The sequence below is a fragment of the Halorhodospira sp. 9622 genome, assembly GCF_022228025.1.
In the GTDB taxonomy this organism is placed as follows: domain Bacteria; phylum Pseudomonadota; class Gammaproteobacteria; order Nitrococcales; family Halorhodospiraceae; genus Halorhodospira; species Halorhodospira halophila_A.
The window spans coordinates 41,549-64,794 of record NZ_JAJNRE010000013.1 but is presented as its reverse complement, the minus strand read 5'-3'; the positions used below and the strand labels follow the sequence as shown (position 1 = coordinate 64,794).

Annotated in this window: 25 protein-coding genes and 1 tRNA gene; 15 read left to right on the top strand and 11 right to left on the bottom strand. The window is 69.7% G+C overall.

All coding sequences use genetic code 11. The features are described 5' to 3' along the window. Positions 1–119 precede the first annotated feature (119 nt). The 4 genes from LRG07_RS08920 to LRG07_RS08905 all read left to right on the top strand — a co-directional run bounded on the left by LRG07_RS08920 (position 120) and on the right by LRG07_RS08905 (position 4,215). Positions 120–1,484 carry a sigma-54 dependent transcriptional regulator gene (locus LRG07_RS08920; RefSeq protein ID WP_238642163.1) on the top strand — a complete coding sequence of 455 codons (1,365 nt, stop codon included), beginning with the start codon at positions 120–122 and terminating at the stop codon, positions 1,482–1,484. Further along, the gene (locus LRG07_RS14065; protein ID WP_238642162.1) at positions 1,481–2,959 is read left to right on the top strand and encodes a PAS domain-containing sensor histidine kinase; all 1,479 of its coding nucleotides are present in this window, start codon (positions 1,481–1,483) and stop codon (positions 2,957–2,959) included. Before LRG07_RS08920 ends, LRG07_RS14065 begins: the two co-directional genes overlap by 4 nt. Positions 2,960–3,144: 185 nt before the next feature. Beyond that, positions 3,145–3,717 carry a porin family protein gene (locus LRG07_RS08910; protein WP_238635038.1) on the top strand — a complete coding sequence of 191 codons (573 nt, stop codon included), beginning with the start codon at positions 3,145–3,147 and terminating at the stop codon, positions 3,715–3,717. A gap of 252 nt (positions 3,718–3,969) precedes the next feature. Beyond that, a complete protein-coding gene (locus tag LRG07_RS08905) occupies positions 3,970–4,215 on the top strand; it encodes a hypothetical protein (protein WP_201173519.1) in 246 nt (81 codons plus the stop codon). Positions 4,216–4,446: 231 nt separating this feature from the next. Here the strand turns inward: LRG07_RS08905 and yihA are convergent, their stop codons facing one another. After that, a complete protein-coding gene (yihA, locus tag LRG07_RS08900; protein WP_238642161.1) occupies positions 4,447–5,067 on the bottom strand; it encodes a ribosome biogenesis GTP-binding protein YihA/YsxC in 621 nt (206 codons plus the stop codon). A 180-nt stretch (positions 5,068–5,247) separates the two neighbouring features. On the opposite strand from yihA, the gene LRG07_RS08895 reads away from it, so the two are divergent. The 3 genes from LRG07_RS08895 (at position 5,248) to LRG07_RS08885 (ending at position 8,287) form a co-directional block, all read left to right on the top strand. Beyond that, the gene (locus tag LRG07_RS08895) at positions 5,248–5,892 is read left to right on the top strand and encodes a cytochrome c (RefSeq protein WP_201243101.1); all 645 of its coding nucleotides are present in this window, start codon (positions 5,248–5,250) and stop codon (positions 5,890–5,892) included. Positions 5,893–6,019: 127 nt separating this feature from the next. After that, complete coding sequence (locus LRG07_RS08890) at positions 6,020–6,853, top strand: endonuclease/exonuclease/phosphatase family protein (protein WP_201173534.1); 834 nt, start codon at positions 6,020–6,022, stop codon at positions 6,851–6,853. Positions 6,854–6,925: 72 nt separating this feature from the next. Further along, positions 6,926–8,287: a sodium-dependent transporter gene (locus tag LRG07_RS08885; protein WP_201243102.1), complete on the top strand. Its 1,362-nt coding sequence runs from the start codon at positions 6,926–6,928 to the stop codon at positions 8,285–8,287. A gap of 60 nt (positions 8,288–8,347) precedes the next feature. Here LRG07_RS08885 and LRG07_RS08880 read toward each other — a convergent pair whose 3' ends face one another. Together LRG07_RS08880 and gorA are read right to left on the bottom strand one after the other, a co-directional pair. After that, positions 8,348–8,878, bottom strand: a complete 531-nt coding sequence (locus LRG07_RS08880; RefSeq protein ID WP_201242679.1) for a gamma carbonic anhydrase family protein — start codon at positions 8,876–8,878, stop codon at positions 8,348–8,350. Between the two features lie 16 nt (positions 8,879–8,894). Further along, a complete protein-coding gene (gene gorA, locus LRG07_RS08875) occupies positions 8,895–10,256 on the bottom strand; it encodes a glutathione-disulfide reductase (RefSeq protein WP_238642160.1) in 1,362 nt (453 codons plus the stop codon). A gap of 114 nt (positions 10,257–10,370) precedes the next feature. Between gorA and LRG07_RS08870 the strand changes: the two genes are divergently transcribed. Further along, positions 10,371–12,431, top strand: a complete 2,061-nt coding sequence (locus tag LRG07_RS08870; RefSeq protein WP_238642159.1) for a M3 family metallopeptidase — start codon at positions 10,371–10,373, stop codon at positions 12,429–12,431. An 18-nt stretch (positions 12,432–12,449) separates the two neighbouring features. On the opposite strand, the gene trmB is transcribed toward LRG07_RS08870, so the two are convergent. From trmB to thiS, 3 genes are read right to left on the bottom strand one after another with little or no spacing between them, the layout of a single operon-like run. Continuing rightward, positions 12,450–13,145: a tRNA (guanosine(46)-N7)-methyltransferase TrmB gene (gene trmB, locus LRG07_RS08865; protein ID WP_201242683.1), complete on the bottom strand. Its 696-nt coding sequence runs from the start codon at positions 13,143–13,145 to the stop codon at positions 12,450–12,452. Further along, complete coding sequence (locus tag LRG07_RS08860) at positions 13,142–13,930, bottom strand: thiazole synthase (RefSeq protein ID WP_201173561.1); 789 nt, start codon at positions 13,928–13,930, stop codon at positions 13,142–13,144. The genes trmB and LRG07_RS08860 overlap by 4 nt, the downstream gene beginning before the upstream one ends. A gap of 36 nt (positions 13,931–13,966) precedes the next feature. Further along, positions 13,967–14,170: a sulfur carrier protein ThiS gene (thiS, locus tag LRG07_RS08855; RefSeq protein WP_201173574.1), complete on the bottom strand. Its 204-nt coding sequence runs from the start codon at positions 14,168–14,170 to the stop codon at positions 13,967–13,969. 100 nt (positions 14,171–14,270) lie between these two features. Here thiS and LRG07_RS08850 point away from each other — a divergent pair. Beyond that, a tRNA-Gly gene (locus LRG07_RS08850) sits at positions 14,271–14,344 on the top strand. A gap of 40 nt (positions 14,345–14,384) precedes the next feature. Here the strand turns inward: LRG07_RS08850 and LRG07_RS08845 are convergent. Together LRG07_RS08845 and LRG07_RS08840 are read right to left on the bottom strand one after the other, a co-directional pair. Beyond that, positions 14,385–14,843 carry an Rrf2 family transcriptional regulator gene (locus LRG07_RS08845; RefSeq protein ID WP_201173565.1) on the bottom strand — a complete coding sequence of 153 codons (459 nt, stop codon included), beginning with the start codon at positions 14,841–14,843 and terminating at the stop codon, positions 14,385–14,387. Positions 14,844–14,898: 55 nt separating this feature from the next. Further along, the gene (locus tag LRG07_RS08840) at positions 14,899–15,285 is read right to left on the bottom strand and encodes a SirB2 family protein (RefSeq protein WP_238642158.1); all 387 of its coding nucleotides are present in this window, start codon (positions 15,283–15,285) and stop codon (positions 14,899–14,901) included. Positions 15,286–15,564: 279 nt separating this feature from the next. Between LRG07_RS08840 and LRG07_RS08835 the strand changes: the two genes are divergently transcribed. Then, positions 15,565–16,224 (top strand): TorF family putative porin, encoded by a 660-nt coding sequence (locus tag LRG07_RS08835; RefSeq protein ID WP_201242686.1) that lies wholly within the window; start codon positions 15,565–15,567, stop codon positions 16,222–16,224. A 47-nt stretch (positions 16,225–16,271) separates the two neighbouring features. Here the strand turns inward: LRG07_RS08835 and LRG07_RS08830 are convergent, their stop codons facing one another. After that, positions 16,272–17,783, bottom strand: a complete 1,512-nt coding sequence (locus LRG07_RS08830; RefSeq protein WP_238642157.1) for a YifB family Mg chelatase-like AAA ATPase — start codon at positions 17,781–17,783, stop codon at positions 16,272–16,274. Positions 17,784–17,843: 60 nt separating this feature from the next. Further along, positions 17,844–18,125, bottom strand: coding sequence for an accessory factor UbiK family protein (locus tag LRG07_RS08825; RefSeq protein WP_201170300.1), 282 nt, complete (start codon positions 18,123–18,125; stop codon positions 17,844–17,846). A 224-nt stretch (positions 18,126–18,349) separates the two neighbouring features. Here LRG07_RS08825 and LRG07_RS08820 point away from each other — a divergent pair, with 224 nt between their 5' ends. The 5 genes from LRG07_RS08820 to fetB all read left to right on the top strand — a co-directional run bounded on the left by LRG07_RS08820 (position 18,350) and on the right by fetB (position 22,304). Next, complete coding sequence (locus LRG07_RS08820; RefSeq protein WP_201170298.1) at positions 18,350–18,688, top strand: P-II family nitrogen regulator; 339 nt, start codon at positions 18,350–18,352, stop codon at positions 18,686–18,688. Positions 18,689–18,724: 36 nt separating this feature from the next. After that, complete coding sequence (locus LRG07_RS08815) at positions 18,725–19,969, top strand: ammonium transporter (RefSeq protein ID WP_201170296.1); 1,245 nt, start codon at positions 18,725–18,727, stop codon at positions 19,967–19,969. A 143-nt stretch (positions 19,970–20,112) separates the two neighbouring features. Beyond that, the gene (locus tag LRG07_RS08810; RefSeq protein ID WP_238642156.1) at positions 20,113–20,895 is read left to right on the top strand and encodes a hypothetical protein; all 783 of its coding nucleotides are present in this window, start codon (positions 20,113–20,115) and stop codon (positions 20,893–20,895) included. Between the two features lie 9 nt (positions 20,896–20,904). Further along, positions 20,905–21,510 carry an ATP-binding cassette domain-containing protein gene (locus tag LRG07_RS08805; protein WP_238635045.1) on the top strand — a complete coding sequence of 202 codons (606 nt, stop codon included), beginning with the start codon at positions 20,905–20,907 and terminating at the stop codon, positions 21,508–21,510. Next, the gene (gene fetB, locus LRG07_RS08800; RefSeq protein ID WP_201170290.1) at positions 21,507–22,304 is read left to right on the top strand and encodes an iron export ABC transporter permease subunit FetB; all 798 of its coding nucleotides are present in this window, start codon (positions 21,507–21,509) and stop codon (positions 22,302–22,304) included. Before LRG07_RS08805 ends, fetB begins: the two co-directional genes overlap by 4 nt. Before the next feature lie 38 nt (positions 22,305–22,342). Here fetB and speE read toward each other — a convergent pair whose 3' ends face one another. Further along, positions 22,343–23,179 carry a polyamine aminopropyltransferase gene (gene speE, locus LRG07_RS08795; RefSeq protein ID WP_238633390.1) on the bottom strand — a complete coding sequence of 279 codons (837 nt, stop codon included), beginning with the start codon at positions 23,177–23,179 and terminating at the stop codon, positions 22,343–22,345. Positions 23,180–23,246 lie beyond the last annotated feature (67 nt).

Below are 23,246 nucleotides of genomic sequence, written 5' to 3'. Positions count from 1 at the left end.
GGTCGGCGGCTCGCCCTTGTGCCATGGTGACTGGGTTGATTAATGTCAAATCATAAAAAGCAGGGCACGCTGCGCCCACCAGGGCCAGACACGCCCTGCCGGGCGCCGGGAGGAGAGGCATGCGCGGATGCGTTCTGGTCGTGGATGACCACCGGGAGATCGTCTACGCCGTCCGGCGGCTGCTGGAAAGCCGCGGCCTGGAGGTGATCAGCGCCGCCTCGGCCGCCGAGGCCGAACCGCTGGTCGCACGGGCGGATGCGCTGATCCTCGACATCCAGCTGGAGCAGGACAACGGCCTGGCGCTGCTCCAGCGCCTGCGCAGCGCCGGGGACGAGACCCCGGCGCTGGTGCTATCGGCCCACACCTTTCCGGACAACGTGGTGGAGGCCAGCAAGCGCGGCGCGCTGCAGATCCTCGCCAAGCCCATCGAGGCGGAGGCCCTGGTGGCGGCGGTGGAGGAGGCCCTGAGCCAGACCCCATCCGGTACCGAGGCCTCCGGCCTGAGCGCCGAGGCCCACGAGGTGCTCGGTACCTCGGCGGCGATGATGGAGGTCTTCAAGGCGTTGGGGGTGGCCGCGGCCAACGACCTCAACGTCCTGCTCACCGGCGAGACCGGTGTCGGCAAGGAGGTCTCGGCGGAACTCATCCACCGCCACTCCCACCGCGCGGACGGGCCGTTCGTGGCCATCAACTGCACCGCCATGCCGGAGAGCCTGCTCGAGGCGGAGCTCTTCGGTCATGCCAGCGGCGCCTTTACCGGCGCCAACCGGGCCGCCGAGGGCAAGGTGGAGGCAGCCACCGGCGGCACCCTGTTCCTGGACGAGATCGGCGACATGCCGCTGGCCTTCCAGGCCAAGCTGCTGCGCTTTCTGGAAGACAAACGCTTCTACCGCCTGGGGGAGTCGACCCCGCGCCAGGCCGATGTGCGGGTGATCGCCGCCACCAACCGCCAGCTCCTCGGCGCGGACGCGGGTCAGTTCCGCAGCGACCTCTACTACCGCCTGGCGCAGATCCCGGTGCACATCCCGCCGCTGCGCGAGCGACTTGAGGACGTCCCGTCGCTGATCGAGGCCTTCATCCAGTCGGCCAATCAGGAGATGGACCTGGATATCCACGGCATCACCCCGGCGGTGCGCCGCCAGGCCCAGGGGCACGGCTGGCCGGGCAACGTCCGCGAGCTCAAGAACGCCGTCTACCGGGCCGCGGCCAAGCGGCAACGCGGGCTGATCGACAGCCTGGAACTCGCCACCGGACAGGGCGAGCCGACCGGCGACGGCGACTTCGAGGCGGCGCTGGACGGCGCGCTCGACCGCGCGCTCCACCAAGGCGAGCTGCCGGAGCTGCTCAACGAGATCGAGCGCCGTGCCGTGCAGCGGGCGCTGAAGCATTACAACGGCAACAAGAGCCGGGTGGCCGAGGCCCTGAACGTCTCGCGCAACACGCTCCGCGCGCGGTTGCAGGCCATGGAGGAGACGACGGAGTGAGGTGCTGGCTGCCGCGCAACATGGCGGTACGCCTGGGTGCCACCTTCCTGCTGGTGACCCTGCTGGTGGCGCTGCCACTGACACTGTGGTTCGACCACTACGCCCGGGGCATGATCGAGGCCGCCGTCGAGCGGGCCGTCGAGGGGGCGGACGCGCGCATGATCCTCGACGCCGCGGTGGTCTCCGAGGCGTTCGACCGGGTGCGCGGCCTGGCAATCTTGGTGGTCGGCCTGAGTGCGCTGCTGGCCGCCGGCATCGGCGCCCTCATCGCGGCGCGCTGGCGGGCACGGATGCGCGGTATCGTCGAGCAGGGCCACCGCCGCGCACGGCGCGCCCAGGGCGGTGGCGAGCAGCCGGCGCGCTGCCCGGGCAGCCCCCACCCCAGGCCGGGCGAGGACGAGCTCGACACCGTCGAGCGGCAGCTGCTCAACACCGTGGACCAGCTGGGGCGTTCGCAGTGGCTGCTCGACAGTGTCGAGGACATGGTCATGTTGGTCGATGCCCACGGCACCATCCGCCACGGCAACGCGGCCATCGGCACGCGCTGCGCCAGCTGCCCGGTCGCCGACTGCCAGGGCGCCAGTGTGCCGGACATCCTCGGCAACGGGCTATGGCTGCGCATCCGCAACGGCATCGAGCGCAGCGGGTCCGGCACCTTCGAGCAGGAGCTCCCGTTCGAGGGGCGACATTGCCCCGCCTTGGTCTCCTACCGGGTGCTGGGTGAGCTGATCCTGATCAAGATCACCGACCTGAGCGAATACCGTAGGCTCCACGAGCATCTGGAGAAGCTCCAGGCCCTATCCACGCTGGGGGAAATGGCCACCGAGCTGGCCCACGACATCAAGAACAGCATCGTGCCGGTGCGCCTGCTCTGCGAGGTCGCCCCGCTGGAGACGGAAGACCGGGAGGCGATCTTCCGCTCGCTGGATCACATCCACGAGCTGGTCAACGATTTCATGGCATTCGGCTGCGGGCGCAGCAGCGAGCGGCGCAGCGGCGCGCTAACCGAGATCCTGCAGAGCTGGACGACGGTGCTGCGCAACGAGGCCCAGGCCAAGGGTGTGAACCTGAGCGCGGAGATCGCCGACGCCCCGGTGGAGCTGCCCGGGGGCTTTCGCATCGTCTACGCCAATCTGGTGCGCAACGCCGTCCAGGCCGTGCCCGCCGGCGGCCGGGTGCAGGTGGATGCCCGGGTGGATGAGCGCGGCACGCTGGTTCTGGAGGTGACGGACGACGGCCCGGGCATCCCACCGTCGCTGCGCGAGCGGCTGTTCGAGCCCTTTGCCACCAGCCGCACCGACGGCACCGGGCTGGGGCTGGCGCTGGTTCGGCGCTACGTGGAGGAAGCCGGCGGCGAGGTCGCCTGCGACTCGACGCCCGGAGCCGGGACCACATTCACGGTGCACTGGCCAGGGGCCGGCGAAGCACCGGGCCGCTCACCGACCCCGTACCCAGGCCAGGCCTCGCCCGCCTGATCGCGGCGCCTGCGGTTGCACGGGCCACTGGCCGCGCATAGGCTCGGGGTCCACCCGGAGCACCCCACGGCCCATCCACCGTGCCACTGCCACGAGCGCCAGCCCATGAGGATGCACCCGCCCCTATCCGCCACCCGGATGCCGGTCTCCGGGGCGCCGCAGCGGACCGAAGAGGCAGCCTGCTCATGAGGGGCTGGCGGCCAGCCGTCTGGGTCTGCTTGCTCGTGGCCTGCGGCCCGGCCGGCGCCGGGGATGAGCGATCCTACGGCGGCGTGCTGGACGACGGCTGGCGGGTGGCGGTGGCCACCGGCACACTCGAGGTGGCCGACGGCACAGAGACCGGCACCGCGCACACCCTGGCCCTGGCCAATGGCGCCCACGTGATCAACGACCGCGGGCGGTACTGGGACTTCGAGGTCGGCCTGGCCTACACGCAGACGGCCTCGCATCCGGAGGGCGCCGGCGGGGCGTCGGTGCAGGCCAACCAGACCGACATCTACTACCAGGCGCGGCGACTGCTCGGTGAGTCGCCCTGGTTCCTCGGCTGGCACGTGGCACTGACGCGCACCAGCATCCAGCCGGCAGACGACGCCTCAGACCGCGACCTGGGCTTTACCGCCGGCGTCATCGCCGGCTACCGCGGCCCGGGCCGGTTGGGTGTACAGGTCGAGGGCCTGCTCACCGACCCGGAGCCCGACGGTCTGTCGCTGGGCTACGAGACACGGCAACTGCGCGGCGGCATCGTTCTCCGCTTCTAGAAGATGTCGCCTCCGGGCGACACGCCGGTCACAACCCAATTCAGCAGGTTACGGCACTACCCCACCTTGCGGTGTCGCCCTCAGACGACATCCGACCGCTGCACGCGGTGGGCCAGACCCACCCACGAAGCGCGCAGGTCACTGATCGGACGGGGTTTTGGTCATGTTGGCACGCACCGTGCTTGGTGAGTGGGCGAGTGATCGAGGTTGATCACGACGGGCAACTCAAGCAATCCAAAGCGGAGGTCACGTATGCAACACAAGCACTGGATCGCCGGTCTCCTGGCCCTGATGGTCGGTATGGGTTCCACCGCCGCCATGGCGTTCGACACCGAGGGCGAGGCAGACGACCAGTGGGAGGAGCCGGCTGACGACGGCTTCGAGGATGACGGCTTCGACGACGACGGCCTCGAGTTCGAGGAGCAGGACGACGAGATCGATCCCTGGGACGAGGATGCCGACGACGCCGATGCCGGCGATGAGGAGCTTGACTGGTAAAGGCTCCGTGTAACCCCTATCGGGCTCTCTATGGGGAGGCCCCATCCAGGAGGGATGGGGCCTCCTTTTTTATGGACGGCGGCACGACCGGTCAAAAAAAACCCCGGACCCTGGGGGGAGGATCCGGGGCAACAGCCAACCCGGCCTTGGGGGGAACCGGGTTGTGTGCGCCACGCTAGAGAGGAGGTTGTGGACCGCACATCAGCGACGCTCACTAGGTGCGACCATCCGTCACGCCGAAGAGTTCCCCACCGCGAACCACGCATCGAGGACCTCCGTGAGCTCATCGATCCCCTCACCCTTGAGCGCCGAGAACAGCTGCACGCTCGGCAGCGTGACGCCGGCCTCGGCAGCGGCCTGGCGCACCGCCTGCAAGCGGTTGCGGGCGGCGCCGCGCTTGAGCTTGTCCGCCTTGGTCAGCACCCCGTGGAGCACCAGCCCGGCATCGGCGCACCAGCGCAGCATCTGCAGGTCCAGCTCGGTGGGCGCGTGGCGGACATCCATGATCACCACCACGCCGTAGAGCGCCTGGCGGTTGTGCAGGTACTCGGGCAGGGCCTGCTCCCAGCGCCGCTTCACCGCCTGGGGCACCTTGGCGTAGCCGTAGCCGGGCAGGTCGATGAGTCGGCGGGTCTCGTCGAGGTCGAAGCAGTTGATCGTCTGCGTCCGCCCCGGGGTGCCGCTGGTGCGTGCCAGCTTGCGCTGGCCGGTCAGCGCGTTGAGGACGCTGGACTTGCCCACGTTGGAGCGCCCGGCGAAGGCCACCTCGATCCCCTCGTCCGGCCCGAGGTCCGCCGGGGTGGGCGCGCTGAGCCGGAATTGCGCCCGCCGGTAGATACGGTCTGCTGTCATGCCTGCCTCTTGTGTCACGATTCGGTCCTTTCATGGTTTCATAGGCAGCGCGAATCGTCGCCGGTCTGCGCGTGGCCGGACAAATTGACGCTTGCGGACGCTGCTGCTATAAGTGGCAGCGTTCTGCGTCCAAGGTACGCACAAGGAAAGCCCACTCCATTAGCGGAGCGAACACAAGTCATGCACAAGCGCACCCTGACCGGCTTTACGGTCGCCGCCCTCGCGCTCGGCGCGACCACCGCCCAGGCCGAGGTCGACCTGGATGCGGGCGAGCAGCTGAACAACGAGGTCTGTCTGGCCTGCCACGGTGTCACCGGTGTCAGCGATGTCCCCGAGTGGCCCAGCCACGCTGGGCAGCACAAGGACTACATCGTCTACCATCTGGAGCTTTTCCGGGACGAGAACCGCTGGGACCCGGAGTTCCTGATGACACCCAACGCCACCGAGCTCTCGGATGAGGACATCCGCAACGTGGCGGCCTGGCTCGAGAAGCAGGACCCGCCGCCGGCACAGGACGTGGACGAGGAGCTGGCCGAGCAGGGCCGTGAGATCTACCACAGCGGCATCGGCGAGCGGAACGTGCCCTCCTGCGCCTCCTGCCACGGGCCCAACGGCGAGGGCATCAAGGGTGGCCAGTTCGCCGCGGTGGCCGGTCAGCAGGAGGTTTACCTCAACGATGCGCTGACCGCGTTCAAGAATGAGGACCGCGCCAGCGACCGCAACCGCATGATGCGCGACACGGCCGGTCGCATGACCGAGGAGGACATCGAGGCCGTCTCCGCCTACATGGCGAGCATGACGCTCCTCGACGACGACGACGAGTGATCGCAACGCCTCGCTGTCCCGACCAGGTCACGGATAAGCCCGCCTCTCCCCCGCATCCGCGGGGGTAGGCGGGTTTTTTATACCCGGCAGGAACGACGCTACTCCGTCGCCCGAGGCTTCGGCACTCATGACCAACATCTCCTACCGTCTGCGCGAGGGCGTCTACGCCACCCTCCACCCGACGCTCTCGCCCGAGGCGCCGGCCACCATCCGGGTGGTCAGCTACAATATCCAGAACGCCATCGCCACCTCGCGCTACCACCACTACTTCACGCGGGGCTGGAAGCACGTGCTGCCCGACCGGCAGCGGCAGATGAACCTCGAGCGCATCGGCGGCTGGATCGAGCCCTACGACCTGGTCGGGCTGCAGGAGGTGGACGCCGGCAGCTTCCGCACGGGCTTCATGAACCAGGTGGAGCACCTGGCCTACAAGGCGGATTTCCCCTACTGGTACATCCAGACCAACCGCAACATGGGTCGCCTGGCACAGCAGAGCAACGGCCTGCTGGCCCGCTACCGCCCCGCGGAGATCCGTGAGCACCGCCTGCCCGGGCTGATCCCCGGGCGCGGGGCACTGCAGATCCGTTTCGGCGCGGGCAGCGAGGCGCTGAATGTCATCCAGGTGCACATGGCCCTGGGCCGGCGGACCCGGATCCGGCAGATGGACTTCCTGGCCGAGCTGGTCAACGCCCACCGGCACGTGATCGTCATGGGCGACCTGAACTGCCGGACGGACAGCCCGGAGCTCGACCGCCTGGGGCGGCGCACCGACCTCTCCGAGCCCATCCACGGGCTGCACACCTTCCCCAGCTGGCGCCCGCGCCACAACATCGATCACATCCTGATCAGCTCCACGCTCCGGGTGCAGCGGGCCCGCGTGCTGGAATATCCCCTCTCGGACCACCTGCCCATCGCCATGGAGCTGGGCCTGCCCGAGGCAGTCCGGCTGCCTGCGGCATAACGCGCAGGGGTTTGTTGCCGCCCGCGGAACTGTATTACGCTCCCGCGTCAAGTTCCGACGGGGAGCATGGCCATGACGGATTTGCGGCAGTCGATCCATGGAGAGTGGGGATCGCGGTGGGCCTTCATTCTGGCGGCAACCGGCTCCGCCGTGGGCCTGGGCAACATCTGGCGCTTCCCCTACGTCGTCGGTGAGTACGGCGGCGGCGCCTTCATCCTGATCTACCTGGCCTGCATCCTCGCCATCGGCATCCCGGTGATGATGGCCGAGATCCTCATCGGCCGCCGCGGCCGCCAGAGCCCCATCAACACCATGCGCGCCCTGCCCGCCGAGTACGGCGGCGGACGCTGGTGGCAGATCCTTGGCTGGCTGGGGGTCTGCGCCGGCTTCCTGGTGCTCTCCTTCTACTCGGTGGTGGCGGGCTGGTCGCTCGCCTACGTCCCCTACACCGCCACCGGCACCTTCACCGGCGCCGAGACCAGCCAGGTGGAGGAGGTGTTCGGCAACCTGCTGGCCAGCCCGTGGCAGATGCTCTTCTGGCACACCCTGTTCATGGGGGCCACCGCCTACATCGTCCTGCGCGGGGTGCAGAACGGCCTGGAGCGCGCGGTGCGCCTGCTCATGCCGATCCTCTTCCTGCTGCTGCTGGTGATGGTCGGTTACGGCATGGGCGCCGGGGCGTTCGTCGAGGCGATGGACTTCATGTTCTCGCCGGACTTCAGCGCCATCGGCGGCGATGCGGTGCTGGTGGCGATGGGCCAGGCCTTCTTCACCCTCAGCCTAGGGCTTGGCGCGATCATGGCCTACGGCTCGTACCTGTCCAAGCGCTCCTCGATCCCCGGCAACAGCGGGCTGATCGCCGGCGCCGACACGGTCATCGCGCTGCTCGCCGGTCTGGCCATCTTCCCCATCGTGCTGGCCGCCGGGCTCGATCCGGACAGTGGGCCGGGCCTGGTCTTCGTGACCCTCTCCTACGGCTTCGGGCAGATGCCGCTTGGCGCGCTGTTCGGCACGCTGTTCTTCCTGCTGCTCTCCTTCGCCGCGCTCACCTCGGCGATCTCCATCATGGAGCCGGCCACGGCCTACTTGGTGGAGACGCGCGGCTGGAGGCGGCCCAAGGCGGCCGCAGCGGTGGCTGCCGCGGCCTGGCTGGTGGGCATCGGCTCGCTGCTGGCATTCAACGTCTGGGCCGGGTTCACCATCGCCGGGCTGAACTTCCAGGAGCTGGCCGAGTACCTCTCCACCAGCATCATGCTGCCGCTCGGCGGTCTGCTGATGGCGGTGTTCGCCGGCTGGGTGCTGCCGCGCAGCGTCACCGGCGAGGAGCTGGCGCTGCCCGGGTGGCTGTACCGGACCTGGCTGGTGCTGGTGCGCTACATCGTGCCGGCAGCGATCCTGGTGGTCTTCGCCAACAGCCTCGGGCTGCTCGGCTAGCCCGCGGGCGCCGGAGCCCGGCTCCGCCGGGCCACGGGATGAACGGACACCGCGCGGCGCCTAGGCGCTGCCGCGGTGTCGCTCTTTCAGGCCGACGTAGTGGTTGGCGGAGTAGCGCAGGTGCTCGCGCTCGGCGTCGGTCAGCTCGCGCACCGGCTTGGCCGGGTTGCCCAGGTAGAGGTAGCCCCCGGGCAGCTCCTTGCCCGGCGGCACCAGGGCGCCGGCCCCGATGATGCTCTCGGCGCCGACCACGGCCCCATCGAGGATCACCGAGCCGATCCCCACCAGGCAATGATCGCCCACGCGGCAGGCGTGGATCACCGCCTTGTGGCCCACCGTCACCTCGGCCCCGATCAGCGCCGGGAAGCCGCCGGGGCAGTAGGGACCGTCGTGGGCCACATGGACCACCGCGCCGTCCTGGATGTTGGTGCGCGCACCGACCTCGATGCGGTGGACGTCCCCGCGCAGGACGGCCGTGGGCCAGACCGAGACCTCCTCCTCGAGGGTCACGTCGCCGATGACCAGGGCCGTGGCATCGACCCAGGCCCCGGGACCGAGCTGCGGGCGGATGCCTCCGAATTCGCGGATCATGTCGGCTCCCGTTTGATTACAGGGTCACCAGTTCCTCGGCGCTGGTGGGGTGAATGGCCACCGTGTTGTCGAAATCGGCCTTGGTCGCCCCCATGCGCACCGCCACGGCGAAGCCCTGGAGCATCTCGTCGGCGCCCTCGCCGAAGAGGTGCACACCGACCACCCGCTGCTCGGCACCGACGGTCACCAGCTTCATGGCCGTGCGCCGCTTCACCGCCTGCGGCGCCAGGGCGTAGTTCATGGGGAAGAAGCGGGTCTGGTGGCAGGTGACCTGGTCGGCGCCGTAGGCGGCCTCGGCCTCCGGCTCGGTCATGCCCACGGTACCCAGCGGCGGGTGGGTGAAGACCACCGACGGGATATCCCGGTAATCCAGGCGGCTATCGCTCCGGCCGGCAAAGAGCCGATCGGCCAGGCGCCGCCCGGCGGCGATGGCCACCGGGGTGAGCGGGAAATCGTTGCCGGTGACATCACCCACGGCCAGCACCGAATCCACCTCGGTGCGCTGGTAGTCGTCCACCGGGATGGTGCCGTCGGCCCGTGGGGTGATACCGGCACGCTCAAGACCCAGGCCGCCGGTGGCGGCGTCGCGGCCGATGGCCCAGATGACGGTATCGACGCCCTCGATGCGCCGGCCGTCCTCGGCCACCAGGGTGTACCTGCCGTCCGCCTGGCGCTCGCAGGCGGCGGGGACGAAGTGGGTGCGCAGGTCGAAGCCGTCCACCTCCAGGCTCTCGGCCAGGGCCTCGCGCAGCAGCGGGTCGAAGCCGCGCAGGGGACCATCCCGACGCACGGTCAGCGTGGTCTCGGTGCCCAGGTGGTGCAGCACGCCGGCCAGCTCCACGGCGATGTAGCCGGCCCCGACGACCACGGCCCGACGGGGCTGCTCACGGAGTTGAAAGAAATCGTCGGAGTCGATGCCGTGCTCGGCCCCGGGGATCTCCGGCCGGCTCGGCCGCCCGCCGGGGGCGAGGAGGATGTAGCGCCCGTGCAGGGCTCGGCCGTCCACCTCGACGGTGTGGGCGTCACGCAGCTGCCCGGTGCCCCGGTAGAGCTCGATCCCGGCACGCTCGACGTTGGTGGCGTAGATCCCGTTGAGCCGCTCGACATAGGCGTCGCGGGCCCGGCACAGGGCCGCCCAGTCGAAGCCGGGGGCCTGCCCCAGGCTGAAGCCGAAGTCGGCGGCGCGCTCGAGCGCGGCGGCCGTCTCGCTGGCGTACCACATGACCTTCTTGGGCACGCAGCCGACATTGACGCAGGTGCCACCGAGCCGGTCGCGCTCGACCATGGCCACGCGGGCCCCGTGAGCCGCAGCGCGACGCGCCGTGGCCATGCCACCGCTGCCGCCACCGATGACGATCAGATCGTACTCGTCCGTCATGGACCCTCCTCGAAAACCGGCATCGGGCGAACCCCCCGCTCCCCCGGATCCGGTGCAGGGATCGTTCGCCGCACGCGTGCTAGAGTGTAACGCGTCCGCTGCTGAGGTGGTGATATGTCGCAAAACCCGCTGCTTGACGATCACTTGCTGCCGCCGTTTCCACGCATCCGCGCCGAGCATGTCGAACCCGCTGTGGAGACCCTCATCGAGGACAGCCGCGAGGCCCTCGAGACGGCCCTAGCAGCCGGCCCGCCCTACACTTGGGAGGGCCTGATGCTGCCCCTGGAGGAGGCCGACGACCGGCTGGCCCGGGTCTGGGCACCGGTCGCCCACCTGCACGCCGTGGCCGATTCGCCGGAGCTGCGCCAGGCCTACAACGCCGCCCTCCCGGCACTCAGCGCGCACTACGCCGAGCAGGGCCAGGATCCGCGGCTCTACCGGGCGATCCACGATCTCTCGGAACGCGCCGCTGCGCTGGGCCTGGATCCAGCGCAGCGCAAGGTGATCGCCGACACCCTGCGCGATCTGGAACTCGCCGGTGTGGGGCTCGAAGAGCCGGCACGCAGCCGGTTCCGGGCCAACGCACAGCGCCTGGCCGAGCTCGGTGCCCGCTTTCAGGAGAACGTGCTCGACGCCACCCAGGCCTGGCACCTAGACGTGGACGAGGCGGCACTGGCCGGATTGCCCGGCTCGGCCCGCTCCATGGCCCGCCAGGCGGCGACCGAGGCCGGCGTCAGTGGCTACCGCCTGACCCTGCAGATGCCCAGCGTGCTGGCCGTGCTACAGCACGCCGAGGACCGCGAACTGCGCCGCGAGGTCTACACCGCCCACGCCACACGGGCCTCCGACGCCGGACCCCACGCCGGGCACTACGACAACACCCCGGTGATGGAGGAGATCCTGCGCCTGCGCGCCGAGCAGGCCGATCTGCTTGGCTACCCCAGCTACGCCCACCAGGCCCTGGCACGGCGCATGGCCGACTCCCCCGAGGAGGTGCACGGCTTCCTCACCGATCTGGCCGAGCGCGCCCGCCCACGCGCCCAGGACGAGTTCGACGAGCTGCAGCGCTTCGCCTACGAGCGCGACGGGATCGATCACCTGGAGGTCTGGGACGTCCCCTACTACAGCGAGCGGCTCCGCGAGGAGCGCTTCCAGCTCTCCGACGAGACGCTGCGCCCGTACTTCCCGGCCGAGCACGTGGTCGAGGGGCTGTTCACGATCGCCGAGCGGTTGTTCGGGGTCCGCTTCCGGCTCCGCAACGACGTCGAGAGCTGGCACCCGGATGTCCGCTATTACGAGCTGCTCGATGCCGACGGGGCCGCGCGCGGCGGCCTCTACGCCGACCTCTACGCACGCACGGGCAAGCGCAGCGGCGCCTGGATGGGCGAGTGCTGCAGCCGGCGCCGCCGCGGCGACGGCGTTCAGCCCCCGGTGGCCTTCCTGACCTGCAACTTCATGCCCACCGCCGAGGGTGAGCCAGCGCTGCTGACCCACGACGAGGTGGTCACCCTGTTCCACGAGTTCGGCCACACCCTGCACCACCTGCTCACCCGCCAAGACTGGCGCCCGGTGGCGGGGATCCACGGGGTCGAGTGGGATGCGGTCGAGCTGCCCAGCCAGCTGCTGGAGAATTGGTGCTGGGAACGCGAGGGGCTGGATCTGCTGGCCGCTCACCACCAGACCGGCGAGCCACTCCCGCAGCCACTGTTCGAACGGCTGCGGGCCTCCCGCGACTTCCAGGCCGGGCTGCAGATGCTCCGCCAACTGGAGTTCTCACTGTTCGATCTGGAACTCCACCAGCGCCGGGACGCCCCGGAGGCGGCCGGCATCCTGAGCACCCTTGAGGATGTCCGCCGGCGCGTGGCGGTGGTCCACCCGCCGGCCTGGCAGCGCTTCCCGCACAGCTTCGCGCACATCTTCGCCGGCGGGTACGCCGCCGGCTACTACAGCTACAAGTGGGCGGAGGTGCTCTCCGCGGACGCCTTCGAGCGCTTTCGCGAGGAGGGGCTGCTCGAGCGCAGCGTGGGCCAGTCGCTGGCCGAGAACATCCTGGAGATGGGCGGTGCGGCGCCGGCCCGGGAGCTGTTCCAGGGCTTCCGCGGCCGGCCGCCGAGCATCGAACCGCTGCTACGCCAGAGCGGACTCAGCGACGACCCGGCCCCCTCCCGCGGGTAATCCGCCGCCCGCCCCCGCCTATCCGGCGTCGGCGGGCCGGAGGCGGTAGATCAGGTCGTGGACCTGGTGCCCCTTGCGCAGACCGCGCCGCTCGAACTTGGTCTGCGGGCGAGGCGGCGGGGGCGGGATGAAGGCCCGCGGGCCGCAGGTGTTCTCGAAGCGCTCGTCGGGCTCGACGGTATCGAGCATCCACTCGGCGTAGTCGGCCCAGTCAGTGGCCAGATGCAGGGTACCGCCGGGTACCAGCCGCTCGGCCAGCAGATCGAGGAAAGCCGGCTGGACGATCCGCCGCTTGTGGTGGCGCTTCTTCGGCCAAGGGTCGGGGAAGAAGATGTGCACCGCCGCCAGACTCCGCGGCGGGAGGTGGTGGCGGACCAGCTCCACGGCGTCCACGGTGGCCACGCGCAGGTTCTCCACTTGCGCTTGCTCGGCGCAAAGCAGGCAGTGGCCCACCCCCGGGCGGTGGACCTCGACGCCCAGATAGTCGCGCCCGGGATCGGCGGCAGCCATCTCCACCAGGGCCTCGCCGTCGCCGAAGCCGATATCCAGGACCCGTGGCGCCGTGCGGCCGAAGAGCCCGTCGAGGTCGAGAACGCCCTGCTCCGGCACATCGATGCCGAAGCCCGGCCACAGCTGCTCCAGCGCGCGCTGCTGCCCCTGCGTCAGGCGCCCCTCGCGACGGACGAAGGTGCGGGTCAGTCGCAGCTGGCTCACTCGAAGAAGGTCCCTTCCTCAGGCGACGACGCGGCAGCGTAACGCCGTTTCGGGATACGGCCGGCGCGGTAGGCCTCGCGCCCGGCCTCCACGCCCTTGCGCATGGCCGAGGCCATGAGCACCGGATCCCGCGCGCCGGCGATGGCGGTGTTGAGCAGCACGGCGTCACAGCCGAGTTCCATGGCGACGGCCACGTCGGAGGCGGTGCCCACGCCGGCGTCCACCAGGACCGGAACCTCCAGGCGGTCGACGATCTCCAGGATGTTGTAGCGGTTCTGGATGCCGAGCCCGGAGCCGATCGGCGCGGCCAGGGGCATCACGGCGACGCAGCCGATCTCCTCGAGCCGCTTGGCGGTGATCGGGTCGTCGCTGGTGTAGGCCATGACCTCGAAGCCCTCGGCCACCAGCTGCTCGGCGGCCTCGAGGGTTCCGGGGACGTCCGGGTAGAGGGTGCGCTCGTCGCCGATCACCTCCAGCTTGACCAGGTTGTGACCGTCGAGCAGTTCGCGGGCCAGGCGGCAGGTGCGCACCGCGTCCTTCACCGTATAGCAGCCGGCGGTGTTGGGCAGGATGGTGTAGCGATCCGGCGGCACGGCCTCGAGCAGGTTGGGCTCGTCCGGGTTCTGGCCGATGTTGCTGCGGCGCAGGGCGATGGTGACGATCTCGGCGCCACTTGCCTCGATGGCCGCACGGGCCTGCTCCATGTCGCGGTACTTGCCGGTACCGACCAGCAGGCGCGAGTGATACTCGCGCCCGGCGATGACCAGGGGATCGCGATCCGCCATCTTTGTCTTGAACTCCGTGCTTTGAGGGGAACCGGGTCAGCCGCCGCCGATGGCCTGGATGACCTCCACGCGGTCGCCATCGGCCAGCTGGTGATCACCGAGCTGGCTGCGGGGGACGATGGTCTCGTTAACCTCCACCGCCAGACGCTGCTGCTCGCTGATGCCGAGCCGCTGCAGAACATCGGCGCAGCTGGCGCCGGCGGGGAGGGTCATGCCCTCGCCGTTGACCTGGATCTGTATGCTGGTTGCTGTACTCATCGCGGATAGTCTAACGCGGTTGCGGCACTGCGGCACCGGTTGTCCTCGGCGCCGTGCAGCGCTATGATTTCATCTGTCCGCAGCGGGTGTAGCTCAATGGTAGAGTTCCAGCTTCCCACGCTGGCGATGTGGGTTCGATTCCCATCACCCGCTCCAATCCCTTCCCTGTCTTTGACCCGACAGCCCCGGGCTGCGTTCAGCCGGTCTCCGCCGCACGGCGGTCGATCAGATCGAGGTCCACGGCCAGGGCGCCGCGGTTGTGCAGCAGATCGGCCAGGGTGTAGCGATCCAGCACCGCCAGGAAGGCGTGCAGCGCCTCGTCGAGTACGGCGCGCACGGCGCAGTTGCCCTCGATCCGGCAGCGCTGATCCTCGTCCCGGAAGCACTCCACCAGGGTGAAGTCCTCCTCGGTGCGCCGCAGCAGCTCACCCAGGGCGATCGCCTCCGGCGGGCGGGCCAACCGGATCCCCCCACGCTTGCCGCGGACGGTCTCCACGAAGCCGTGGGCAGCCAGCCGGTTGACCACCTTCATCAGGTGGTTGCGCGAGATGTCAAAGCGCTCCGCGATCGCGCCAATGGTGACCAGCTCGCCCTGTGCCGCCCCAAGGGCGAGCAGGACCCGCAGGGCGTAGTCGCTGTGTCGGGTTAGACGCATGATCCGGCTCCGTTCGCTGCCCCGGACACTATAGCAGCGCCCGGGGCCATCCGGATCAGCCCAGGCCGACGATCAGCAGCGGCTCGCGGGTGATGCTGTAGAGGTAGAGGTAGCCGAAGACGGCGATGCCGCCGATGAACGCCGCCATGCGGATCTGCCGGGTGCGGCCTCGGCGCAGGGCGATCACCCCGAGGACGATGTAGGCGATCAGTCCGAGCAGCTTGACGGTGAGCCAGCCGTCGACGAAGGGGTACTGGGCGATCATCACCATCAGCACCACTGCCGTCAGCAGCAGCACGGTGTCGGCGACCTGCGACGCCACCCGCAGGACCTTGTTCTCGAGCGCTGCAGAGCCACGGAACATCAGGATCCCCCGGGCGATAAACAGACCGAGACTGACCACGGCGGCCAGCGCGTGCGTCGACAGCAACACCTGGTGCATTCCTACCCCCTCGCGTCGTCCGTTTCGAAAAGAGGCTATTCTTCCTGCCGGTCGGGCCCGGCTGCAACCACGCACAACGCGCGCACCCCTTCGGTGCGCGCGCCGTGCGCTCCTGGTGCAGGCACGCCGCCGCGCGCGGGCGCGGCACCCAACCTCCCGCTTAACCCCTTGTTCCACCTAGCACGGCCGGACCTGGCACACCCCCTGCATGAGCACCCTGCGCGCCGCCCGTGGCGGTGGCCGCCCCTGACCCACGGATACAGCATAAGGTGCCCGACCATGAAAAAGCCTTTCCCGCTAGTCGCCGCCGGCGGCCTGCTCCTCGGCCTCTCCGCCAACGCCCAGGCCGAGGAGATCGGCGCCGGCTGGAGCCTCTCCTCCAACGTGGCGATCACCTCCAACTACCTCCTTCGCGGTGGCTCCGAAAGCGACGAGGACCCAGCCGTCCAGGGTGGCTTCGACCTGGACCACGAGAGCGGCTTCTACGTCGGAACCTGGGGCAGCAGCGTAGTGCTAGGTGCGGACACCACGGAGATCGACTTCTACGCCGGCTACGGCTTTGAGGTCGCCCCGGGCTTCGACCTTGATCTGGGTGTGGTGGCGTATACCTATTATCCCGAAGGGGATGCAGACGACGAAGAGATCTACGCTGGGATCGCATCGTCCATCGGGGAACTCGACTACGATTTCTATCTTTACTCCAACGACGAGCCGGATATCGTCGGTGAGCTCAATCTCGCTTACCCGGTACCTGGTGGGGTTTCGCTTCTCGGCCAGCTCGGTTTCGTCGAACCGGACGAAGATAATGGCGATTACGTCTACTATGCCGTCGGCGCCAGCTACTCGTATCAGACCCTGGATTTCAGCGTCATGTGGACGGATACGGACGAATCCGGCAGCGATGACCAGTTCGCGGTCATGGTGTCCCGCTCCTTCTAGCCGCACCCCCCTGCACCCGGGGGCGCCGGCCGGCGCCTCCGGTCGGGTTACCCCGCCCCGCCACGCTTCTCCAGCCCCCGCCGCAGCCCGACCGCCTCGGCCACGTGGCGCCCCTCGATGGGGTCGACCTCGTCGAGATCGGCCAGCGTCCGCGCCACCCGCAGCAGGCGGTGGTGCCCGCGCGGCGACAGGCCGATAACCTCGGTGGCCCGCTCCAGCGTCGCCTCGGCCTCTGGCACCAGTGCGCAGGCCGATTCGAGGGCCTCTCCGGCCAGTTCGGCGGCGATCACCCCGGAGCGCTGCCGCCGCCGCTCACGGGCCCGAGCCACCCGTTCGGCCACCACACCGCTCGGCTCGGCCGCCGGCGCGGCGGTCAGTTCCCGGGCACTGAGCCGCGGCACCTCCACGGCGATGTCGAAGCGATCCAGCAGGGGGCCGGTCATCCGGTCGCGATAACGCGCCACCTGTTCCGGCGTACAGCGACACACCCCGCGCGGATCGCCGTGGTAGCCGCAGGGGCAGGGGTTCATCGCCGCGACCAGCTGGAACGCCGCCGGGTAGGTCACCCGGGCGTTGCTGCGGGCGATACTCACCTGCCGGGCCTGTAGGGGCTCGCGCAGCGCCTCCAGGGCGTTGCGCGGCAGCTCCGGGAATTCGTCGAGGAAGAGCACACCGCGGTGGGCCAGGGAGACCTCGCCGGGACGCGGCGGCTGCCCGCCACCGATCAGGGCGGCGGCGGAGACGGTGTGGTGCGGAGCGCGAAAGGCCGGCACCCGCCAGGTGGCCGGATCCACCCCCGCGCCGCTGACCGAGCGCACCGCGGCCGCCTCCAGCGCCTCGGCCTCCGGCAGCGGCGGCAGCAAACCCGGCAACCGCTCGGCGAGCATGCTCTTGCCGGTGCCCGGCGGCCCGCTGAGCAGCAGGTTGTGGCCGCCGGCGGCGGCCACCTCCAGCGCCCGGCGCGGTCCGGCCTGACCGCGGACCTCGGCCAGATCCGGACCCCGGGGCCGCTGCTCGGCCGCCGCTGCCGACCCCACCGGGGGCAGTGGATCACGGCCGTCCAGGTGGTCGAGGACCGCCAGCAGCCGCTGCGCGGCTATTGCCCCCTGCGGATGGACCAGGGCGGCCTCGGCGCCGTCGCCGGCGGGGATGATCAGCCGCCGGCCGGCGTCGCGGGCGGCGCGGGCCGCCGGCAGGGTCGCACCCACCTCACGGAGCTCGCCGCCGAGGGCCAGCTCGCCGATGAACTCCAGCGAATCGAGCTCGCCGTGGACCTGCCCCGAGGCGGCCAGGACGCCGACGGCGATGGCTAGATCGAACCGGCCCCCGCCCTTGGGCAGGTCCGCGGGGGCCAGATTGACGGTGACGCGGCCGACGGGGAACTGCAGGCCGCTGTTGATGATGGCGCTGCGGACCCGGTCCCGGGCCTCGCGCACCTCGGCCCGCGGCAGGCCGACAAGTGAGAACGCAGGCAGCCCCTGCGCCAGGTGGACCTCCACCCGGACCTCGGGGGCCGACACGCCGAGCGCCGCCCGCGCCCGGGTTACAGCCAGTGCCATGGAACCCTCCCTGGTTCGTGGGGCACACGCGATGGTCAGCGGGGCATACCGCCCCGCCGGTTAGCCGTCGCTGCCGCCGGCAGGACCGCCCGGGCCGCCGCCCTGGGCCTTCTCCAGCTCGGCAACGCGGCGGTTGAGTTCCTCGAGCTGGGCCCGGGTCCGTGCCAGAACCTTGGCCTGGGCGTCGAACTCCTCGCGGGTCACCAGATCCAGCCGCGAGAAGCCGGCCTGCAGCGAGGCGCGGACGTTCTTCTCCACCTCGTCGTGGAACTCGCGCACGCCGGCCGGCAGGCTTGCCGTGAGCTTCTGCGCCAGTTCGTCGATGGTTTTCTGATCGATCATCGCCTTTCCAACCCTGTGGTCACGCACCGAAACCGTGCAGCGGCGCCATTTTCGCCCCCGACTGGTGCAGGGGTCACCGGGCCGCCGGTCTGTTCCCCCCGGCGTGGCGCGGTTTCGCCGTCGCCCCGGGGCCCTGGCACGCCTCCTGCAACATCCCTGATGACCGCAGCCGCATCCACTCGCCGCTGCGGCTCCGTACAACGCGTACAACGAGGACGACGCTCATGAAATTGGTAACGGCAATCATCAAGCCTTTCAAGCTCGATGACGTCCGCGAAGCGCTCTCCGCCATCGGGGTCCAAGGTATCACGGTCACCGAGGTGAAGGGCTTCGGGCGTCAGAAGGGACACACCGAGCTCTACCGCGGTGCCGAGTACGTGGTCGACTTCCTGCCCAAGATGAAGCTGGAGATCGCCATCGACGACAGTCTAGTGGACCGCGCCTGTGACGCCATCCGCCAGGCCGCGAACAGCGGCAAGATCGGCGACGGCAAGATCTTCGTCTTCGACGTCGAGCAGGCCATCCGCATCCGCACCGGCGATACCGGCACGGACGCGCTGTAACCGGCCCGCCCCCACTCAACGCAGAGGACCTGAACCATGGAAGACGTAGTCGAACTTGCCTACGCCCTCGATACTTTCTACTTCCTGCTCTCGGGCGCACTGGTCATGTGGATGGCCGCCGGGTTCACCATGCTCGAGGCCGGGATGGTGCGCGCCAAGAACACCACGGAGATCCTGACCAAGAACATCGGGCTCTACTCCATCGCCGTGATCATGTACATGCTCATCGGCTGGAACCTGATGTACGAGAGTTCGGGCAGTCTGCTGCCCACCTTCAGCTTCCTGCTGCCTGCCAGCGAGCCGGTCACCGCCGAGATGGCGCGCAGCGGCGAGGCGACGGAGTCCTACTTCTCGGACTTCTTCTTCCAGGTGGTCTTCGTGGCCACGGCCATGTCCATCGTCTCGGGTGCCGTGGCCGAGCGGATGAAGCTCTGGTCCTTCCTGATCTTCGCCGTGGTGCTCACTGGCTTCATCTACCCGATCCAGGGGCTGTGGAGCTGGGGCGGCGGCTTCCTCGACCAGATGGGGTTCTCGGACTTCGCCGGCTCGGCCATCGTCCACATGGCGGGTGCCTCGGCAGCCCTGGCCGGTGTCCTGGTCCTGGGTGCGCGTAAGGGCAAGTACGGCCCCCGCGGCGAGGTGCGGGCCATCCCCGGCGCCAACCTGCCCCTGGCTACCCTAGGCACCTTCATCCTCTGGCTTGGCTGGTTCGGGTTCAACGGCGGCTCGGAGCTGTCGGTCTCGTCGGCGGGTGCGGCCAACGCGGTGGCGACGATCTTCATGAACACCAACCTGGCCGCCGCCGGCGGTGTGGTCGCCGCCCTGCTCCTGGCCCGCGCCCTGTTTGGCAAGGCCGACCTGACCATGGCCCTCAACGGCGCCATCGCCGGTCTGGTCTCGATCACCGCCGGGCCGGACACTCCCTCGCCCCTGCTCGCCGCGATCATCGGCGGGGTCGGCGGCGTCCTGGTGGTCTTCTCCATCGTCGCCCTCGACAAGCTGAAGATCGACGACCCGGTGGGCGCGATCTCGGCCCACGGCACGGCCGGCATCTGGGGCATTCTGGCGGTGCTGCTCTCCAACCCGGACGCCACCTTCGGCGCCCAGATCGCCGGGATCCTGTCCATCTTCACCTTCGTCTTCCTGGCCAGCCTGGTGGTCTGGCTGATCCTGCGCTTCACCCTGGGCATCCGTGCCAAAGAGGAAGACGAGCAGAAGGGCATGGACGTGACCGAGTGCGGGATGGAGGCCTACCCGGACTTCACCGCCGGGCGCAAATAGGGCAACCGATCCTCTCCTCCTCTCCCGAACGGGAGACCTTGCGGGCGCTTCGGCGCCCGCTTTTCTTTGCTACGGGGGTAGACGGAACCGCTATCCTGTACGCTGCGTGCCAGCATCCAAGTCCCCGTTCCGAGGAGAAAACCATGCATTCCAAGTGGATCCCGTGGACCTGCGCCGTCGCCGCCGTGGCCGGCGCCTCGGTCGCCAGCGCCGCCGACCACCGGCCGATCACCCTCTCCAGCGTCCCGGTAATCGGCACCGACAACACCGAGCTCTTCGGCCACGCGGCCTATGAGTTCGGGCGCGAGGCTTCCGACGGACCTGCCCAGAACGCCGACACCGGCACCGGCGACTACGACAACCTGCGCCTGGGCCCGCTGGGCTTCCGCTACGGGCTCACCGACGACTTCGAGTACGGCGCCTACTTCAGCTTCGTCAGCAACTCCGACGACGACGACGGCGCCCCGGACGATTCCGGCCTGGAGGGGATCACCGGCTTCGCCAAGCTCCAGCTCAACCGGCACTTCGCCCTGGAACTCGGCGCCCGCGCCGGCGGGGCCGACGACGTGGCCCCCTACCCCAACGACGGCCTGGACTTCTACGTAAACCTACCCATGCAGCGCGACCTCGGTCCGGGGCTGGTCTACGGCGAGTTGGGCTACACCATCCAGGACCAGTTCGACAACATCGTTGACGATTCCTTTTTCAACTGGGGCATTGGCTACGCCCACCCCCTGGATACCGGCACCAACCTCAACTTCGAGCTGCGCGGCGACGAGAACCCCACCGGTTCCAACCACATGGATCTGATTGTCGGCGCCGGACTGCAGGTCGAGCAGGTCCACCTGCGCCCCTACGTCGGTCTGGGGCTCTACGACGCCAGCCCCGATGTCTCCTTTGGCATCGGCGCCAGCCTGCCGCTCTAGGGCGTCGGCTTGGCTGCCGAGCCACGCCTGACGGTCCGCGATCTGCGCTGCGCGGTGGCGGCCTGGCCACGGCTTGCGGTGCCGGCCGGGGGCTGCGCCGCCCTCGCCGGCCCCTCCGGCTCGGGCAAGAGCCGGCTGCTGCGCGCCATCGCCGACCTCGACCCCAATGACGGTGCGGTGCACCTGGACGGCAGCCCGCGGGACGCCTACACCGGCCACGCGTGGCGTCGCCGGGTCATCTACCTGGCCGCCGACTGCGCCTGGTGGGCCGAGACCGTGGGCGAGCACCTGGCCGCCGTGGAGAGCGATACCCTGGCCGAACTCGGCTTCGATGCCGACGTGGCGCAGTGGTCGGTGCGGCGGCTGTCCACCGGCGAGCGCAGCCGCCTGGGCCTGGCCCGGGCGGTGGCCCTGCAGCCACGGGTGCTGCTCCTCGATGAGCCCACCGCCAACCTGGATACGGCCACCACCGAGGCCGTGGAGCGGGTGATCGGTGAGCAGCGCCGGCGCGGGCTGGCCATCGTCTGGGTCACCCACGACCCGGAGCAGGTCCGCCGCCTGGACGCCCACCGCTTTACCATCCGCGACGGGATCGCCGAGGAGGGGGCGCCGTGACCCAGGAACTGATCCGCCTCGAACCGCTGGATCTGGTCATCGCCGGCGTCCTGGTGGTGGCCCTGGCCGGGTTTTCGTGGGCCGGGCGCCTGGGGGTGGAGCGCTCACTGCTGATCGCCGCAGCACGCACGGTGATCCAGCTACTGCTCGTCGGCCTGGTCCTGGAGACGCTCTTCGCCCACGCCACGCTCTACTGGGTGGCGCTGATGGGCGTGGTCATGCTGCTGGTCGCCGGCTATGAGGTGATGGCCCGGCAGAAGCGGCGCTTCGCCGGTTTCTGGGGGTTCGGCCTGGGCACGGCGGCGATGTTCCTGTCTTCGTTCAGCGTGGCGGTGCTGGCGCTGATCGCCCTGGTGCAGCCGCAGCCCTGGTATCAGCCGCAGTACGCTATCCCGCTGCTGGGCATGCTGCTGGGCAACACCATGAACGGCATCGCCCTGTCGGTGGACCGACTGACCGACGGCGCTTGGCAGCAGCGCGACGTCATCGAGGCCCGGCTCGCGCTCGGGGAGCCGTGGGGCGTGGCAGTGGAACAGATCCGCCGCGACGCCATGCGCTCGGGGATGATCCCGATGATCAACGCCATGGCGGCGGCGGGGATCGTCAGCCTGCCCGGCATGATGACCGGTCAGATCCTGGCCGGGGCACCACCGATGGAGGCGGTGAAGTACCAGATCCTGATCATGTTCCTGATCACCGTCGGTACCGGCTTCGGCACCCTGGCAGCAGTCTGGTTCGCCGCCCGGCGGCTGTTCGACGAGCGCGAACGCCTGCGCCTGGACCGCCTGCGGTAGGCGCCCGCCGCCGGGCGCCTGCCGCAGGGGCGGCGGGCCTACTTGAGCAGTTCCGGCACCGCCAGGGCGGCCCGGTGGATGTCGGCATTGTAGTAGCGAGTCTCGAAGGGCTTCTCCTCCGAGTCGGCCTCGCGGAAGTTGCGCGGGTCGCCGCCGTTGACCATCAGCGTGGCGGACCACCAGCCCGAGGGGTAACTGGGCACCGGGAAGGTCAGCGTGTGCACGCCGTCGAAGCCGGCCTCGCCGGCGGCGCGGTGCAACGGGGCGATGACCGAATCGCGGTGGAGCAGCGGTGACTCGCTCTGCTGCACCACGATCCCCCCGGGCCCCAGGGCGCTGCGCACGTCGCTGAGGAACTCCCGCGTGAACAGGCCCGCCGCCGGACCGACCGGATCGGTGCTGTCGACGATGACCACATCCAACGACTCGGGCTCGGCCTCGCGGATCCAGCGCAGGCCGTCGGTGAAGCGCAACTCGGCGCGCTCGTCGTCGTTGGCGACGCACAGGTCCGGGAAGTGGGTCTCGGCGACCCGGGTCACCCGCTCGTCGAGCTCCACCTGCAGGGCGTGCTCGACCCCGGGGTGGCGCAGCACCTCGCGCAGGATGCCGCAGTCACCGCCGCCGACAATGGCCACGCGCCGCGGCTCGCGGTGGGCGAAGAGCGCCGGGTGGGCCATCATCTCGTGGTACAGGAACTCGTCGCGCTCGGTGAGCATGACGCAGCCGTCGAGGACCAGCAGCCGCCCCCAACGCCGGGTCCGGTAGACCTCGATGTGCTGATACTCGCTCTGCTCCTCGTGGACCCTGTCATCGATGGCCAGGGAGAAGGCCACGCCCTCGTCCTCGACCGCTTCAGTAAACCATCCCTCGCGCATCGCGCCTCCGCCAGTGGGGTTGTTGTTCGGCTCCGCTCGCTGCGGATGCGCGAATGTTACCATCCCC

Coding starts and splice junctions, on each gene's coding strand:
- LRG07_RS08920 (WP_238642163.1), top strand. CDS start 120: ATGCGCGGATGCGTTCTGGTCGTGGATGACCACCGGGAGATCGTCTAC.
- speE (WP_238633390.1), bottom strand. CDS start 23,179: ATGCGCGAGGGATGGTTTACTGAAGCGGTCGAGGACGAGGGCGTGGCC.
- LRG07_RS08845 (WP_201173565.1), bottom strand. CDS start 14,843: ATGCGTCTAACCCGACACAGCGACTACGCCCTGCGGGTCCTGCTCGCC.
- LRG07_RS08890 (WP_201173534.1), top strand. CDS start 6,020: ATGACCAACATCTCCTACCGTCTGCGCGAGGGCGTCTACGCCACCCTC.
- LRG07_RS08825 (WP_201170300.1), bottom strand. CDS start 18,125: ATGATCGATCAGAAAACCATCGACGAACTGGCGCAGAAGCTCACGGCA.
- LRG07_RS08810 (WP_238642156.1), top strand. CDS start 20,113: ATGCATTCCAAGTGGATCCCGTGGACCTGCGCCGTCGCCGCCGTGGCC.
- LRG07_RS08880 (WP_201242679.1), bottom strand. CDS start 8,878: ATGATCCGCGAATTCGGAGGCATCCGCCCGCAGCTCGGTCCCGGGGCC.
- LRG07_RS08910 (WP_238635038.1), top strand. CDS start 3,145: ATGAGGGGCTGGCGGCCAGCCGTCTGGGTCTGCTTGCTCGTGGCCTGC.
- LRG07_RS08905 (WP_201173519.1), top strand. CDS start 3,970: ATGCAACACAAGCACTGGATCGCCGGTCTCCTGGCCCTGATGGTCGGT.
- LRG07_RS08840 (WP_238642158.1), bottom strand. CDS start 15,285: ATGCACCAGGTGTTGCTGTCGACGCACGCGCTGGCCGCCGTGGTCAGT.
- LRG07_RS08835 (WP_201242686.1), top strand. CDS start 15,565: ATGAAAAAGCCTTTCCCGCTAGTCGCCGCCGGCGGCCTGCTCCTCGGC.
- LRG07_RS08860 (WP_201173561.1), bottom strand. CDS start 13,930: ATGGCGGATCGCGATCCCCTGGTCATCGCCGGGCGCGAGTATCACTCG.
- yihA (WP_238642161.1), bottom strand. CDS start 5,067: ATGACAGCAGACCGTATCTACCGGCGGGCGCAATTCCGGCTCAGCGCG.
- LRG07_RS08895 (WP_201243101.1), top strand. CDS start 5,248: ATGCACAAGCGCACCCTGACCGGCTTTACGGTCGCCGCCCTCGCGCTC.
- LRG07_RS08885 (WP_201243102.1), top strand. CDS start 6,926: ATGACGGATTTGCGGCAGTCGATCCATGGAGAGTGGGGATCGCGGTGG.
- LRG07_RS08870 (WP_238642159.1), top strand. CDS start 10,371: ATGTCGCAAAACCCGCTGCTTGACGATCACTTGCTGCCGCCGTTTCCA.
- gorA (WP_238642160.1), bottom strand. CDS start 10,256: ATGACGGACGAGTACGATCTGATCGTCATCGGTGGCGGCAGCGGTGGC.
- LRG07_RS08815 (WP_201170296.1), top strand. CDS start 18,725: ATGGAAGACGTAGTCGAACTTGCCTACGCCCTCGATACTTTCTACTTC.
- LRG07_RS08830 (WP_238642157.1), bottom strand. CDS start 17,783: ATGGCACTGGCTGTAACCCGGGCGCGGGCGGCGCTCGGCGTGTCGGCC.
- LRG07_RS08820 (WP_201170298.1), top strand. CDS start 18,350: ATGAAATTGGTAACGGCAATCATCAAGCCTTTCAAGCTCGATGACGTC.